This window comes from Desulfosoma caldarium (genome assembly GCF_003751385.1).
GTDB lineage: Bacteria > Desulfobacterota > Syntrophobacteria > Syntrophobacterales > DSM-9756 > Desulfosoma > Desulfosoma caldarium.
Map to the genome: position 1 here is coordinate 295,449 of NZ_RJVA01000009.1, position 17,288 is coordinate 312,736.

The following is a 17,288-nucleotide window of genomic DNA, read 5'->3' on the forward strand; positions in this document are numbered from 1 at the left end:
CTAAAGAACATCAAAGACAATTTGGAATCAAGAGGCACCGCCTTAGAATACACCGTGCATGCCCTCTATCACACCCGGTCTTGGATAATAACCATTGCTAGAGACGCGACCTTGGTGGACTAATCATGTTAAAACAATTCTGTCTTCATTGCGTTCATAACATATGGCACATCACAACTTACCCATTTAAATGGATTCTTAGTGGAGCAATAAAGTTCGTTTTGAATCGTCCGGGATTACGACAATTCCTTCATCGGCAGCTCGTTCGGTTTCCATGGATTTACTGGAAACTTTACAATTTTGCCGTCAACAGAAAAATTTTTTTGGATGGAGCGGCTCAGACAAACATGGATTCGGGGTCGGACATGCCAACATACAATGACTCGGATTCTGTGCACAATCTCAGTCCCAGAGCTAGGCAGATTTATGAAAAGCTGAAAGTAGCTGTTGAGCATAATAAAAGCTCATCCTGCTAGTGGTTTTTGGAAACGAGGCGACACACACGAGCCGGTTTGACTTCATGAAGAATATCAACACAGAGGGTGAACATTACGGATGCGCATCGTGATAGACATGCAGGGCTCACAGACAGAGAGCCGATTCCGCGGCATCGGACGCTATACCCTATCCTTTGCCCAGGCCGTGGTGCGCAACCGCGGTGAACATGAGGTGGTTCTGGCCTTGAGCGGCCTCTTTCCCGACACCATCGAGCCCCTGCGCGCCGCCTTCGACGGCCTGCTGCCGCAAGAGAACATCCGCGTCTGGGAGGCGCCCGGCCCGGTGCGCGAGTGCGAGCCGGACAACCACACCCGCCGCGAAGTGGCCGAAAAAATCCGCGAGGCCTTTCTGGCCGCGCTGCAGCCGGATGTCATTCACGTGTCCAGCCTCTTCGAGGGCTTTGTGGATGACGGTGTCACCAGCATCAAGACCTTCGACCACCACACGCCGGTCAGCGTGACGCTGTATGATCTTATTCCCTTGACAAACGGTAAACATTATCTCGACCCCAAGCCGGCGTACCGTGCCTATTACCTGCGCAAGATCGATCACCTCAAACGGGCCGACCGACTTTTCGGCATTTCGGCATACGCCGGTCAGGAGGCCGTGGCGCACTTGGGCTTCGATTCGGCGCATGTGGTCCATATCGGTACGGCCAGCGCCGGGAACTTCAAACCCGTGACCGTTCAACCCCATGAGGAAAGGGCGCTGCGGGAAAGGCTTGGGCTTCACCGACCCTTCGCATTCTATTTCAGCGCCTCGGATGAGCGGAAAAACCACCCGCGCCTCATCAAGGCCTGGGCACAGCTTCCCGAATCGTTACGTCAGGGCCACCAGTTGGCCTTGGCCGGGGTACTCACGGGACACCAGACGGTGTTCGAACAGCATGTGCGGAAAGCCGGCTTAAAGCCGGGAAAGGATGTGGTTATTCTTCCTTGGCTGCCCGATGAAGAAATCAATCTATTGCTGAATCTCTGCAAAGTTTTTGTCTTTCCCTCTTGGCACGAAGGCTTTGGTTTGCCGGTCCTGGAAGCGATGGAATGCGGCAAGGCGGTCATCGCCAGCAACACCTCCAGCCTGCCGGAAGTGGTGGGGCGGCAGGATGCGCTCTTTGACCCTTTCGACGTGCATGCCATCGCCCAAAAGATCCGGCAGGTGCTCACCGACGACGCCTTTCGCCATGACCTCGAACGCCACGCCCTGGAGCAGGCCAACAAATTCAACTGGGAGCAATGCGCCCAAAGAGCTTGGCTGGCATGGGAAAACTTCCATGACTCGGGTAAACAAGACATTCGACGACTTAGACAGTCGTGGGCAGCCACATACCACAATTTCATCACGAATCAGCAGAGGCTGATTGATGAAATTGCAATGTTACTCACATCGGGGCGCCATCCGTCCGAAGAGGAATTATGCCGGTTAGCGGAATGTATGGCACGATGCGAACAACAAATAGAAAGCTATTTACGGTCAAAGCCGCTACCGAAACAAACCGTATGGCGCATTGAAGGCCCTTTCGATAGCAGCTATAGCTTGGCACTGGTGAATCGGGAAACGGCACGCGCCCTTGAAAGCCTGGGCCATACCGTTGTATTGCATTCAACCGAAGGACCCGGAGATTTTCCTGCCAATGAGCAGTTCTTGTCACAAAACCCTGACCTAGCCGAGATGTACGCTCGTTCTACATCGCTGCCACAGGACACGGCGGATGTAACGAGTCGCAACCTGTATCCTCCACGCGTCGCCGACATGAAATGTCGCTTGAATCTGCTTCATTCTTATGGTTGGGAGGAGTCAGGGTTTCCGCAAGAATGGGTCCAGTTGTTCAATCAAAGTTTGCAGGGTATGACCGTAATGTCCGAGCATGTTAAAAAGGTCATGGTTGACAATGGTGTCACGGTGCCGGTTGTGGTCACCGGAATCGGCGTGGATCATTGGGAACGCATCGAGCCAGATAAGAGACTTGTTGTTCAAGCCAAAAAGTTTCGCTTCTTGCACGTATCGTCCTGTTTTCCTCGAAAAGGTGTTGATTCCCTTCTTCAAGCGTATGGACGCGCATTCACCATTCATGATGACGTTACCCTGATCATTAAAACATTCCCGAACCCCCACAACAAAATCCATCGCTGGCTGAAGGAGGCCCGCGATGAAAGACCTGATTTCCCGGATGTTCTTATCCTTGAAGGAGACTACACAGAAGCCCAACTTAAGGCACTTTATGAGCAGTGTCATGCACTCGTGATGCCCAGCCGTGCGGAGGGTTTTGGACTACCCATGGCCGAGGCCATGATTTCCGGCCTGCCGGTAATCACAACAGGGTGGGGTGGTCAACTAGAGTTCTGCAACAAGGAGACCGCATGGCTCGTTGATTATCGGTTTGAATGGGCCAAAAGCCATTTTCATTTGTTTAGCTCGGTTTGGGCTAATCCGGACATCGAACATTTGGCCGGTGTTATGCGCGAGATATATGAAATGCCGGAGGCCCAACGGAAAGCCCGAAGTGTTTCGGGTCGTCGATTACTTCTAGAGAAATTCCGTTGGGTGGATGTGGCCAAACGCTTGGTGGAGTCTGCACGCTCATGGGCATGTGTGAAAGACACACCCACGCCGCGAATAGGTTGGGTGACGACGTGGAACACCCGTTGCGGCATTGCCGCATATTCCGAGCATCTCATTAGGAACATGCCAAGCCGTGTGACCGTATTGGCGGCCCATTCTGACGTGTCAACCGCGCATGACCAAGACAATGTTCATCGATGCTGGTCCGTCGGTGAGTCTGATCCCTTGGATAATCTTCGTGTCGCTGTTGATCAGTTAGATATTGACACACTTGTCATACAATTCAACTACGGTTTTTTTAGGCTTGACACCCTATCCGAGTTTTTGATTGACCAAATTGAGCTTGGCCGAGTTGTTGTTGTCGAGCTACATTCAACCACAGACCCGGTGCATGAACCGCATAAAAAAATCGAGTTGATGGTCCCAGCACTTTCCCGTTGCCATCGTTTACTGGTACATAGCGTGAACGACATGAACCGCCTGAAATCTCTCGGCTTGGTCGATAACGTCGCATTGTTTCCTCACGGTGTTATTGACTATGTGCCACCGGCCAAGGAAAAGCTTGCCAATGAGGAAAAACTTATTTTGGCATCCTATGGCTTTTTCTTGCCTCATAAAGGGCTTCATGAATTGATCGAATCTGTTGCTATCCTTCGTGATCAAGGCCTGCCTGTAGAACTCCGTATGATTAATGCCGAATACCCGGTCCCGGAATCGAAACGATGTATCGAACAAGCTAAGGAGCTCATCAGCACGAAGAACTTGGATGGCATCGTATCCATCTGCACACAATATCTTGAAGATTCGTCGAGCCTTTCCAGGCTTAGTGAAGCGGATTTGATCGTATTTCCTTATCAAAACACCGGAGAGTCAGCAAGTGGAGCCGTCCGACATGGATTGGCCAGCGGGAGACCTGTTGCCGTCACGCCTTTGAGTATTTTTGACGATGTGAAGGAGGTAACCTTTCGCCTCCCGGGCTTCACGCCGCAAGAGATCGCTGAGGGTATCCAATTATTTTGGCATTACCTGCTTAATGAAGATTCATTTGCACTCGATATTCTTAAATCCGCAGAGAGATGGAGGTCAATGCATAGATATTCAGTTCTAAGTCCTCGGTTTTACAATATGCTCGTTGCATTGTATCAGACGGCTTTTACGCGCGCCGGTGCAGCTCGTGGGGTTTGCCACTGCGCCGGCGGTCCTAAGCTTCAGCAATGATGTCGTTGCTCTTGATGCGGACCGGACAAGCCAAGAGCATCGCGGACCCAATGTTGCAAATTTAGGTCTTGGTTCCCAAGGGCCGTAACAGGCGGCAATTGCGCTTGACTTGCCCAGAACCGCTTCATAGCATGCCCCGGTGTCAAATTTAGCTGGATCAATTCGATTGTCCCCGTGAGGAGGATTCCATGGCCCAACGAAAGGCCCTCATTACAGGAATTACAGGCCAAGATGCAGCTTACCTCGCCAAATACCTTTTGGATCATGGCTACCACGTCGTTGGAACTTTTCGACGCACCGCCTCTTCCAACATGTGGCGACTGGAAGAACTGGGCATCCTGGATCGCGTCGAAATGCTTCCCATGGACCTTCTGGAATTAACCAACATTGTTCGCGTGGTCCAAAGGGTTCAACCCTCGGAAATCTACAATTTGGCCGCCCAGAGCTTCGTCGGGGTCTCCTTTGAACAATCCGTCTACACCAGCCAGGTTAACGCCATCGGCGTGTGCTACCTTCTGGAAGCCATCCGCACGGTGGACTCTGGCATTCGGTTCTACCAAGCGTCCACGTCGGAAATGTTCGGCAAGGTGCGCGCCATGCCCCAAAACGAGAACACCCCCTTTTACCCGCGAAGCCCCTACGCTGTGGCGAAAGTCTACGCCCATTACATGACGATCAATTACCGAGAAGCGCACGGCCTGCACGCGACCTGCGGCATTCTGTTCAATCATGAATCCCCGCTGCGCGGTCGCGAATTCGTCACGCGTAAGATCACGGCCTCTTTGGCCAAAATCCGCCATGGCCAGCAGGATGTGCTGGAACTGGGTAATCTGGACGCCTATAGGGATTGGGGATTTGCCGGGGACTATGTGCGCGGCATGCACCTCATGCTGCAGCAGCCCCATGGCGATGACTATGTGTTGGCCACCGGGGAAATGCATTCCGTTCGAGAATTTTGCGAAAAGGCGGCACAATGCGCCGGCTTTGACCTGCAGTGGGAAGGCGAGGGAGCTCAAACGCGAGGACGAGATCGCCGCACAGGAAAAACTGTGATTCGCGTAAACCCGGCTTATTATCGTCCGGCGGAAGTGGATCGGCTCTGCGGCGACGCGTCCAAGGCCAAGAGGGTTCTGGGCTGGAGACCCGAAATGACCTTTGACCAGCTCGTGGAACATATGATGCGCGCCGATCTGGAGCGCGCGGCCCGCGGCGTCTTGCAGGCCTTGCGATTCTAAGACTGTTTCTTGGGACGGCCCCACAATGCTTCCTACACACTTCCCCGTAACCGAGTCCTTCGGGCCTCCGCTTCGCACGAACCGCAACGCGGACCCGACGGCTCCTGCCGAGCCATTTCTCGGCATCGCACAACCGAATGGACGGCCCTTCCGGGAGTCCGAAACACCTCATTTCAATCAGGGAGGCAACATCGGTGCTCGAAACCCACATCGCGGAAATCGACTTGGACACTTTGGTCAAGCGCGTTCGCGAGGAACTGGAACGACTCGGCGACAAGCATCCTTCCCTTGAACTTGGACTCCACCCTGAACCCGACCCCGAACCCGGCCCTGAACCCGGCCCTCGACCCGACTCTGCATCAGACCCTGCACCAGAGCCTCGACCCGACTCTGGACCCGACGCTGCGCCGTCGCCCGCGGCCGACAACGCGGGCCGTCCTTGTCCTGAGCCCCTACCGTGTACACCGCCCGGAGGTCAGGTATTTTACAAGGACCTGGATGCCTTTTGGGGACCGGATTTTATCGAGCAGGCCTATCGAGCCATTTTGGGAAGACCGCCGGATTTAAAAGGGGCGACCCATTTCGGGGACGCTCTGTGCTCCGGCCGCCTCACCAAAGCGGAAGTGGTGTTGAAACTGCGCCGAAGCCCTGAAGGCCGCTCCCACGCCGTGCGCCTTCGCGGTTTGCTGCCGGCTTTAGTAGGCGCTGTCTGGCGCAAAATTCCCGGCATCGGAAAACTTTTTCGCCGGCTGGACGCCTTCCAACATTCCATGGCCGCAGTCCCCGTGGAAGTGCTTCAGGCCGTGCAGCGCCGCTTCAATAGTTATGAGCAGTTGGTAGGTCATTTGCGTGAAGTCGTGCAGCGCCGCTTGGAAAACTATGAGCAGTTGGCGGATCATCTGCGTGAAGTCGTGCATCCGCGCCTTCAAGCCCATGACGGCAAACTAGACGCTTTGGACGCCGGCTTACATGGGTTTCGTGAAGAGGTGCTTCGGCGCCTGGAGCGTCTTCAGGAACAAGTCGATCATCTTCTGTCCAAGGACCTGCCAGGACATCTGCACAACCAGGCCCAAGCGATAGCGCGGGTGCGGGCGGCTTTGGCCGATCATCAACGTTGGCACGGCACTTCGGTCGCCGGCCGAACGTCGCCCGCCGCCACACCCACTGCGGATCGGGTTGGGCTGCATACCCCTTCGCAGAATACCCACACGGGGCACTCCGTGACCGAGGAACCTTACCCTCTTCTGGACGCCCTTTACACGTCCCTGGAAGACGCTTTCCGTGGCTCCACCGAAAGCATCCATGAACGACTTCGTTTCTACCTTCCTTACGTAAGCCGCCTTCCGCTGGATCTCGTACCCGTTCCCGTTGTGGATGCTGGGTGCGGTCGAGGAGAATGGCTGGAACTCCTTCAATCGGAAGGCATTCAGGCCATCGGGGTGGACATGAACCCCCTGATGGTGGCCCGCTGCCGGGAAAAGGGCCTGACCGCGGTGGAAGCCGATGCCATTCAGCACCTTCAAGGCCAGGCGCCGGGCTGCGTGGGGGCGATCACGGCTTTTCAGCTCATCGAACACCTGGAGCTGGACCAACTCATTCGTTTCCTGGACGCCGCCTACCAGGCCTTGGCTCCTGGAGGAATGCTTCTCTGTGAGACGCCAAACCCCGAGAACCTCATGGTCTCTTGCTATTCTTTTTACCTGGACCCCACCCATCGGCATCCCATTCCACCGCCGGTGGCGGTGTTTCTTCTGGAGTCCCGAGGTTTTTGCGATGTGGCCGTGGTCCGGCCGCCAAGGGCGGCCGGAAGCCATCCCGAGGACGAGCCAGACCTTCCGCCGCTGCTCCGAAAGCTGCTCTTTTCCGAAGAGGACTACGCCGTCATCGGCTACAAACCTTGAACCTGGGGTCAGACCTTTATTTTTGAATGCTCCCATCAAACGTTGGGTGACGGCGCAAGGCACGCTGTTGTCCGCTCTTCAGATCATGGAGTCATGATCACCTAACGCCCGTTACCGGTGAATGGATCCAATGGGAAGTCCCGCATTCCGAGCAGCTCCCGGTTCACAGGATGAGAAGATTGTGGCCCGATGATCTGGGGCCGAATGTCAGGACTGTGTTTCCACCCGCTGCCTTTGCCGGCGCCCCGTGAGGAGCGCACGTGGCCGCGTGGACCGAGCCCGTTTCCCATCTCGTGCCCTCATCGGCCCGGCGTGAAAAAACCTTGACGGTTGTTCTGGTTCGAAAGAGCCACATTTTATCCTCTTGAGCCATGGAGAAACGCCATGCGTGGGCATCTGTGCGTGAGGGGCTCGCCCCCGTAGTTTGCACCGGCTGGATTAGCCTGTGGCCGCCTATCGTTACGGCCTCTCTTGTGAAAACTCTCAAATTCCTTACCGGAATGCAGCCAAAGGCGTGAGAGGCATTTTCTTAAGGCGGCCGTCCATGGGCCGAAAGCGGTGGTGTTTCGCGTGAAGGACCCCGGCGGTCTGCAAGGGAGCCTCGTGGCCCGTGACCGTGTGTGGCATCGCGAACGTTTCGACTACTGGGTGGCGGTGCTGGACCGAATCTTGCTCTTAGGATAAAGTTGCGCCCAGGACCGGGCCGTGGCGAAACAGCTCGTACCAGGCTTCGTGGACCGGTGCCATCAACATGCATGCGCTGTGCGTCCATGCGGCTTTCGAACCAACAGCTCCCTGCGATGCACGCCCCAGCGGAAGCGAAATTTCGATGCCCGGACACCCTGCGCGAATAACCCCTGGAAGGCATGGAGAAGAACCATGAACAGGGAAAACTCGATGAAGAAAAGAATTCCAGCGCTGTGGCTGGCACTCAGCCTCCTTCTGCCTTGGGCGGCTGCAGCCCATGCCGAGCAACCCGTGATGGTTGTGACACCTTATGTAAGTCAGGAAATCCAAGCGCCGGTATCCGATCCCACGGTGGTGATTCGGCAGCGTTTGGTGAACGTCGCGGCGGATTTTTCCGACGGCCAACCCGGCGACGTCTTCGAGATACCGCTCTTTGACGATCTCTCCCTCACCTTAAAAATCCAAACCATCGGGCCGGATTTGCTGGGAAGCCTGCTGGTGCGCGGCGTGAGTCCCGAAACGCAAGAAGTGTCGGGAATTCTCGCCGTCGGCCAAACATCCATCGCAGGGTCCTTTCAGGTTTTTGGACGCACATTCCAGATTCGACCGATCACGGAAACCGTGCACGTCGTGAGAGAATTGGCTATCAGCACGTCCGGCAGCGTTTTGTCCGGCGCCATGACGCCGCTTTCTATGGAATGGCAGACGGCCGCCTTGGTCAATGTGGAACGCCGTGCGTACGGCCTCAAAGAACTGGACTGGGACGATGGTCTTTTTCGAGCGGCCCGTGGCCATTCCGACGACATGGCGACGCAGGATTACTTCGGCCACATAGGTCTGGACGGGTCAACACCCGGGGATCGCATCACCGAAGCGGGCTACAAATGGAACACCTATGGCGAAAGTATCGCCGCCGGGTTTACGACACCGGAAGCCATCATGGAGGCGTGGATGAACAGTGCGGGACACCGAGCTTACATACTCAACGGGACCTTTTGTGATATCGGGGTTGGGTACGCCTATGCGCCGGGAACCACCTATGAGCACTATTGGACTCAGAACTTCGGGCGCAAGGCGAACGTATTGGTCTGTCCAACGCCGTCCAACCCGCCATGGCCCGGTACAGACGGGCTCAACACCGCCGAATGGGTGGCCTCCTTTTATGTGGCCTACTGGGGCCGATGCCCGGACCCAGAAGGGCGTACTTTCTGGGTCAATCTGGTGACCGACGGATATCTTTCGGCCATCGAAGTGGCGGAAGAGTTCGCTTTGACCCAGGAAGCCAAGGCGCTTTATGCCTATCTGAACGACCCCGGTGCGGCCACGGATGCCGACCGTAAGGCCTTCGTGCGCCAGGTTTACCTCAACCTTCTGAATCGCGAACCGGATGCATCGGGTTTGCAGTACTGGGCGGATGCCCTGGCGACCGGATTGGTCGGTCCTGGGCAGGTCATCGGGCATATCATCAATGCGGCCATGGAAGGTCACGGCTCGGACTGGGCCGTCATTCGAAACAAGGTGGATGTGGGCCAGTATTTTGCCGACCGCGTCGCCCAAATGGAATTGGTGTGGTCGGAAACCTTAAGGGAATATGCTGTGGCAGCGTTGCAGGAAGTGACGGATGATCTTGCCACGGTGGCCCAGGCCATGGCCCTGGTGGACGCTTTATTAGGGGGGCGCCCCTAAGGACGCGTGAAGTGTTTGGGCGCCCGGCGTTTTCAGGAGCTGTCAACCCCCGAAAGGCAAATCGGGCGCCCGAAACCTGACGGTTTTATTCCACCTAGGGCGCACCGTTGCCACGAAGATCTGGACCTCGAGCAGGCCTCTCGCCCGCCACCCCGCCGTCGCGCGCGGCGTCGGGATTCATGAGCAGGGCTCGAAGGACGCGTTCCATGCGGTGGGCCACCACAGGCCATGCGTGGCGGGCAACCCATCGAGTTTGCTGATCCTGCAAGGCATGCCGCTTGGACGGATCGGCCAAAAGGTCCCCAATCCCCTGCGCCAGCGCCTCGGGGTCGGTTCCCGGCAGAAAATGCACCACGGACGCCACATCGTCAAAGATGCCAAGGGGCGTGCAGGCCGTTGGCCTACCGGCGGCAAGCCCGAAGCGCACCGCCGCACTGGAGGATTCTTCCGTGTGCTGGTAAGGAAAAACGATGAGATCTGCCGCCTGCAGCAGGGCCAGAGCCGCCCGGTCTTCAAGAAAGTCGGTGAGAAAGAGGGTTCGACGCTCCAGACCCATGGCCTGAATGGCTTGGCGCACCTCATCCGCGTGCCGCGCCGAGGCTTCCGTGGGGTATGAAGAGGTAGCCAGCACCAGAAAAAGATTGAGAAATCGCCCGAGAAGCTTTTGAAAGGCCGCCAAAAGCGGCAAAACGCCCTTGTGCGGCATGAGAAAACCAAAGGTCGCCACCACGGTCTTCTTTTCCAGGCCAAAACGCCGCTTGGCCGCGTCAAGATCCTGAGGTTCGCAGGTCGGCACGCCGTGCGGCCACAAGACCGTGCGGTCGTCCAGGCCAAGGCTTCGAAAGAAATTGACGTCCTCCAGGGTGTGCACCGCCAGCCGGGTGGCCCGGCGCAACACCGCCGCGTTTTCTCTCAGCGCGTCGGCCGTCTGGCGCACGGCATGAAAGGTGATCCACACGAGCACCCCGCGTTCATGCAGGGCATCCACCAAGGCCGCAAGGCGATCGGCGCCGAAAAACGCCGGGTGATACTGTATCACGGCAACGGCGGGTTGGGTCTCTTCCACGGCGTCAAGAACATCTTCCACCACCTGCGGGCCGTGAGGGGCCCGGCGCACAAATGAAGGATCCGGCACCAAGGGCGATTCCCAGGCCGGAGCCAGCACGGTGGCCCGAACGGCGTGCGGTCGGTCAAGGAGCGGCGTCAGCAGGTACTGGCTGTAGCGGGCGATGCCGCATCGGCCTCCCCACGTGGACACCCACACCATCGAAATGGGCCGATAGCGCCACGGGGACGGCGTGCCAAAGGTTTCAACGGCCTGCTGCGTTCTTTGGGCCCATCGGTCCCAGGTAAATTGGCTGGCCACCAAGTGCCGAGCCGCTCGGCAGCGCGGTGCCAGCTCTTCCGAAGACGCCGAGGCCACGGCGAGCATGGTCTTGGCCAAAGCGTCGCGATCGGGATCCAGCCACAGGGAACCGGGTTCACTGAGGTGCGAGGCGGCGCGAGCCCACCGCGCGGGGATAAGCCAGGCCGTCTCATGGGTGCAGAAATCCGCCTGCCCACTTCCTTCCGTGACGATGACAGGCAGGCCGTGAAGCATGGCTTCCGCCATGGGCAGCCCAAAACCTTCGCCGCGCGTGGGGGCGACAAAGGCGTGGCAGCGCCGATACAGGTCCCGCACCATGCCGTCGGGAAGATCTCGATTGATCACCACCACGCGAGGCGGGTCGGCGTGGTTTTCCTGAAAGGCGCGCACGAGATCCTCCACGCGGTTGTGACGATTGGGAAAGGTTTTGAGCACCAGAGTCACGTCATCGGCGCCGGTAAAGGCTCGCCCGTAGGCGTCCAAAAGAACGTCCAGGCCCTTTCGTGGAAAGCCCGACGAAATATAGAGAAAACGAAAACCTTCCCCCAAATCCCCTTCGTAAGGCACGCACGGCGTCTGAAGAATGTGATCCACACCCAGGCCGCTGACGGCCATGGGCAACGCCGTGCCGTTGTCGATGAGGATCTTTCGAACGGCGGAAGACATGACCGTGATGCCGTCCAGACAGCGCTCAAACCGCCGAATGTATTCCTGCGGGTAGCCCGTTTCTTCCCATCCGTAACTGTGCAGAACACTCACCAAACCCGGCCGACCGCTCACATAGGGCGGATAAGAATTCCACAGGGTCGCCTTCACGGCGACGGGGCCTTGGGCTCGGGCAAAAAAGTGGGCCAAATCGGGATGGCGTTCCAAAGCGCCGGGCGTGCACCGTGAATGGCCATCGGGGCGGCCGAGAAAATCGAGCCCCACGCGGCCTGAAGCCAGGCGATCCAGGGCTCGAGCCCCTTGCCGATTGACCAGGGCAAGGCTGTAGCTGGTGTCAAAGGGTCCGTCGACAAGGTAGTCCAGCCGAGCCGAAGGGGCGGCGTGACCCAAGTGAACCAGTCGAGCGGCCTGAGCGGCGGCGACCTGGCGGCGCACCAATCGATCGCTCAAGAAAACGCGAAGAAAGGCCTCCAGGGAGGAAAGGTCTGACGTGGTGAGGTGCATGGCGGCGTCGCCCAGAATCTGGCGCACGCCCCCAGGCGTTTCGGGGCCGCTGATCACGGGGACCTGCTGGGCCATGGCCTGGTAAATCCAGGAATCCACGGCACCGGGCGTGGGCCAAAGGGCCAGAAAAGCCTGGGCACAGCGGAAAAGCGCGGCCGTGACGGCGGCATTGGGTCGTGAAAAAAGCGAAACGCCCTGAACCAAAGGAGGGCTTGGGTCCACCACCCAACCTTGCGGCACACCGGCCGACGGCCCAAGAAGAACCAGGGCGCAAGGGACACCGAGCTCATTTTTGAGGTTTTCCGCAAGGAAGGGCAAGCCTTCCACCACGGGGCCGGCGTCTTGAAAAAAAGGAGCCGGGCCGAGAAGCAGCAGGGTATCTCGAAATCGATGCGCCGTCTGCTCGTCATAGGGTGTCACAGGGAAAGGTTCGATGTCGTGGGCCGTTCCGGCGGGCAAAGCGGCCGTGGTGTGCACAGCATGTCCCCCCTTTGTCTCAAGTGTTGGAACAATTCGAGCACGCCACTATAGCGAAAAGCCTTTCGGTTTCGCAACCCGCGCGCCATCGCTCACCGGCACCGTCTCCTGTGCATCTTCACCGAGTCGGTCACGCCGACCCGGGCCGGAGCCCTCACTCAAACACCCCCCTCGCCACTCCCACGAAAGTAAAAAGTAAAGGTCTGACCCCCACGTTTTCAGGAGGCTATTCAAAAATAAAGGTCTGACCCCCCTACTACAAACCCAAACCATCCACCCACGCAAGCTGCCTGGGCAGGCAGACGCTCTTGAGGTCGTAGGTGGCCTGGGCAAAGGCGCGAGCCTGGGCGCCCAGACGTTGTCTGGCAGCCGAATCATCGAGCAACGCGCACACTTCGTTGGCAAGGGCCGGGACGTCAAAAAAATCCACCAGCCGACCGGTTTCGTCGTGCCGAATGGCTTCGCGCACCGGCGGCGTGTCGCTGGCCACAATCGCGCAGCCCGCGCTCATGGCCTCCAGCAGGCTCCACGAGAGCACAAACGGGTAGGTCAGATAGACATGCACTGTTGAAAGCTGCAGGAGCGCCACGAAATACCGGTAAGGAATTCGACCAAGGAAATGCACGCGCGCCCAGTCGGCATCGGGAATCTGCGGGCGAACCTCCGCGACGAAGATCTCGCGCCAGCTGGAAAGCCCCTTGTAGCGCTGCGCATCGGGCTTGGCCCCGTAGCTCACGTCGTTGCCCCCCACAATCAGCACGCGCGCCGTGGGTCGTCGCCTCAAGATTTCCGGCAGCGCCCGCATAAAGATGTGATAGCCCCGGTAGGGCTCCAGATTGCGGTTCACGAAGGTGATCACCTCGTCGGCCTTCGTCAACGTCAGCGTGCCGTTCAAGGTCAGGTTCACCCGTGGGTTGGGAACGACGGTTTCGGTGTCGATGCCGTCATGCACCACGGTGATCTTGCTTCGAAAGGATTCCGGAAAGGTGCTCGCCTGCCAGTGGGTGGGGCTGATGCCCGCATCGGCCAGATCGAAGTGCAGCAGGTTGTTCAGGTTCTTCAGGCGCAGCCGGCACACTTCTCCTTCATCCGAGGGTGGAAATTCCGGGTCAAAGCCCACATCGGCACCGTGCCGGCGATAAAAAAACTCACAGTAGATGCCCAGCTTGGCCCGAGGCCACACGTCCTTGAGAAACAGGCTCTCGCCCCAGCCGGGGTGAGCAATGATGACCTCCGGACTAAAACCCTCCGCCTTCATCCGCAGCGCCGCTCGAAAGCACGCCTCAGCGCGAATGACCTTGGTCTCGAAATCTCTCACCCACGGGTGCACATGGGGCGCCGTGCCCCGGCTCACGCTGTAGGGCACCAATTGCACACCCTGCCACGTCCTGGCTTGGGTCTTTTGCATCGTCATCGCCACGACGGTGTGGCCGTGTTGAACCAGTGCCGGCGCCAAAAACTTAAACTGACCGGGGAAGTTCTGGTGAATAAAGAGTATCTTCATGCGCACACCTTCGGCATGGTCACCGATTTCGCCATGCAATCCAAGATTTGGCCAACGCCGTGCGGTAAGGAAAAAAATCGACACCCCAGCAGAACCATCTTTGGCCCCCCGGGTTTTTTACCGCCAAGACGGGCGTCTTCGCCACACCACCCGGCTCCCAACAACCACACGTCGAACCCTAGAACTTGCCCTCAAAGGACGCGACGTTGCGCCGGCCCACAAGAATCTGGCATGCAAAATGACAAACCGGACCCCAATGGCGTGCTCCCAAGGACTCCCCCGTATGTCATGGCTACGGCGAAAACAAAATGCTTCCCCGCACCATGAACCATATGCCTGGGCGTGCGGCAAAAAACGAAAGGTTTCCCCCCCAATAACTGTAGGGGCAGGCCTTGTGCCTGCCCCAAATCCACGGCCCGGCCCTGACATTCGGTCAGTTGATGAAAGGACCTGGCTACTCAAAAATAAAGGTCTGACCCCTTAAAAAATGTAAATGTCGCCGGCATCCAGCGTGGTCCATGCACCAATGGTGACCAGCGTTCGGGTGGCGGTAATGTTGAATGCCCCTCCTCCTGCCGCCGTCACGTGGAAAAGATACAACTTGCCGGCGCCCCGGTCATAGCCGAGGGCGAATCCGGAAAAGGCTTCGGTGCCCTCGTTGGATAGATCTGTGATCAAACTCAAAAGAGAATTCTTGCCGTTGGCTTGAAAGAGGTAATTTTCGCTGGACAACGCCACGGCAGAGGAGAAATTTAAATCAACGTTCACAACCGCATTGGGAGCCGCCGCGTTATGGACCACGATCGAGCGCTTTGTGCCGGCGCCGGGAACCGCGTTGGTGCCGGTGGTGCCCGTGGCCACGTCAATGTAGAGCTTGTCCGCGCCATCGCGGCCAAAGTCTACGATCTTATCGGCGCTCTGAAAAGCGTCCAAAATGACGATGTCATTACCTGTTCCCGTGATGATGGTATCCGCCCCCGCGCCCCCTTGAATAAGGTCGTCGCCGGCGTAACCGTCGAGGGTGTCGTTGCCCTCCCCGCCCAAGATCGTGTCGTCGCCGCTTGCACCGTAAATGTGGTCGTTGCCGTCGCCGCCGTCCATGCTGTCGTCGCCGTCCCCACCATCGATAAGGTCGTTGCCGGTTCCGCCCAGGATGGTGTCGTCGCCGACGTTGCCGCCGATGGTGTCATGGCCCGCTCCGCCGTCCAGGTGGTCGTTGCCGTTCTCACCGTAAATGCGGTCGTCGCCGGCATCACCAAAGATGGTGTCGTCGCCATAGCTGCCTGAGATGCGGTCGTTGCCGAGTCCGCCGGAGATGCTGTCGTTTCCGTAGCCGCCGTCAATGGTGTCACTTCCATCCCCGCCCAAGATCGTGTCGTCGCCGTCCCCGCCCTCGATGACGTCGTCGCCGGCTCCGCCGTCAATGCTGTCATCGCCGGCGTTGCCCTTGATGGTGTCGTTGCCATCCCCGCCGGAGATGCTGTCGTCACCGGCGGCGTCAAGGATGCGGTCGTTGCCGTCCCCGCCGGCAATGGTGTCGTTTCCATCGCCACCGTCAATGGTGTCGTCGCCGGCTCCGCCATCGATGAGGTCGGCGTCCCCGCCGCCGTCGATAAGGTCGGCGCCGGCTCCGCCGAAGATCGTGTCATCGCCGGCGTCGCCTCGGATGTAGTCACGGCCCGCTCCGCCATCGATAAGGTCGGCGCCGGGACCACCGTAGATGGTGTCGTCGCCATCGCCACCGTCAATACGGTCATCACCGTCGCTGCTGTCGATGCGATCGGCACCGGCTCCACCGAAGATGGCGTCGTCGCCGCCATAACCGTAGATTTTGTCGTCGCCGCCGTAGCCGTAGATGATGTCGTTGCCCGCGGTCCCCTGAAGGGTGTCGTCGCCCGCGGTCCCCGCGATCGTTTCATCGCCAGGGCGAGGGGTGATCGTATCGCCATCGTCGCTGTCGTCGCTATCATTGTTGTCGTCATTATCGTCGCTATCGTCGCCTGTGTCGTTGTCGTCGTCGCCGACAACCTGGTTGATGGCCTCCTCGATCTGCTGCTGCACCTCGTTCAGATCTCTTGTACTGTCCACTTCGTCCAAAATGGCACTCACCTGATCGCTCAGCTCCTGAGTCCACTGGATGTTATTCTCGATCAGGTAGTCTGTGAAGGACTCCGCAACCTCAGACTTGTTGCAGATCGTGCCCCAATCCTCCGATGAATCCTCTTCCTGACCCGCCATCGCAGCGTTGATGATGTTGGCGATAAAGGCGCCAGGGCTGGATTCACCATTTTTCAACACACCCAGCCAGTAGGCCATCCCCTGGGCATCGGGTAACCTTTCCAGCAGGTTCTGGTAAACCTGCGTGATAAACTCCTCGTACATGGCATCGGTCACGGGTTCACCCGACGCGTTGAACACGACGTGGAAATACGCGTACTGCGCCGTGGCTTCCGGTTGCTGCGCGAAGTTTTCGGCCACGCCCGCCAGATCCAAAACTCCATTGTTCACCTGAATGCTCCAGAAGGACACCCCGTCAGGATCCCCGGCGCGCCCAAAATAAGCCAGATAAAAAGCTTGAATCCATTGTTTGGTGGTCAATGCACGGGCCATCTTTTCCTCCTTGCCTGATTTTTCATCCCCTTCAAACAAAACGCCGCAGAACCCCCTCATTCCTGGCGCGGGGTTTTTTCTTCGGGGTCACCTCTTCCTTTTTTTGGCTTCCCCGTCCATTGCGCGCTGACCCAACGAATCTTTCGCCGTCTACGACAACCCATTGCCGTGGAGCCGTACCCCCCGCATTTCCTCATGCCCGCAGGAGGTTTTTTTAAAAATCGCCATCGGCATTCCCACATCAAACAAATTAAAGGGCACCCCTATCTTCTTTCTCGCAATTTTTTTAAAAAAATCAGCCCATTTGGGCTAACCCTGAGCGAACCTCTTTCGCCGAGCCTTTGCCAACGGTTCGAGATCCCGAGGTTGCTTCAACG

The 17,288-nt window shown here is 58.0% G+C and carries 7 protein-coding genes; 4 read left to right on the forward strand and 3 right to left on the reverse strand.

The window, feature by feature from the left end; all coding sequences use genetic code 11:
• The first annotated feature begins 555 nt into the window (after positions 1-555).
• The 4 genes from EDC27_RS02005 to EDC27_RS02020 all read left to right on the forward strand — a co-directional run bounded on the left by EDC27_RS02005 (position 556) and on the right by EDC27_RS02020 (position 9,784).
• Positions 556-4,275, forward strand: a complete 3,720-nt coding sequence (locus EDC27_RS02005) for a glycosyltransferase (RefSeq protein ID WP_123288938.1) — start codon at positions 556-558, stop codon at positions 4,273-4,275.
• Positions 4,276-4,463: 188 nt separating this feature from the next.
• Positions 4,464-5,510 carry a GDP-mannose 4,6-dehydratase gene (gmd, locus tag EDC27_RS02010; RefSeq protein WP_123288939.1) on the forward strand — a complete coding sequence of 349 codons (1,047 nt, stop codon included), beginning with the start codon at positions 4,464-4,466 and terminating at the stop codon, positions 5,508-5,510.
• A gap of 194 nt (positions 5,511-5,704) precedes the next feature.
• Positions 5,705-7,411, forward strand: a complete 1,707-nt coding sequence (locus EDC27_RS02015; protein WP_123288940.1) for a methyltransferase domain-containing protein — start codon at positions 5,705-5,707, stop codon at positions 7,409-7,411.
• Positions 7,412-8,308: 897 nt separating this feature from the next.
• Positions 8,309-9,784 carry a CAP domain-containing protein gene (locus EDC27_RS02020; protein ID WP_211334741.1) on the forward strand — a complete coding sequence of 492 codons (1,476 nt, stop codon included), beginning with the start codon at positions 8,309-8,311 and terminating at the stop codon, positions 9,782-9,784.
• Between the two features lie 94 nt (positions 9,785-9,878).
• Here EDC27_RS02020 and EDC27_RS02025 read toward each other — a convergent pair whose 3' ends face one another.
• From EDC27_RS02025 to EDC27_RS16645, 3 genes are all read right to left on the reverse strand, one after another.
• On the reverse strand, positions 9,879-12,797 hold the full coding sequence (locus EDC27_RS02025; protein ID WP_123288942.1) for a glycosyltransferase family 4 protein: 2,919 nt from the start codon (positions 12,795-12,797) through the stop codon (positions 9,879-9,881).
• 256 nt (positions 12,798-13,053) lie between these two features.
• Positions 13,054-14,301 (reverse strand): glycosyltransferase, encoded by a 1,248-nt coding sequence (locus EDC27_RS02030; protein ID WP_123289152.1) that lies wholly within the window; start codon positions 14,299-14,301, stop codon positions 13,054-13,056.
• Positions 14,302-14,781: 480 nt separating this feature from the next.
• Positions 14,782-16,911 (reverse strand): DUF4214 domain-containing protein, encoded by a 2,130-nt coding sequence (locus EDC27_RS16645; protein WP_170161517.1) that lies wholly within the window; start codon positions 16,909-16,911, stop codon positions 14,782-14,784.
• Positions 16,912-17,288 lie beyond the last annotated feature (377 nt).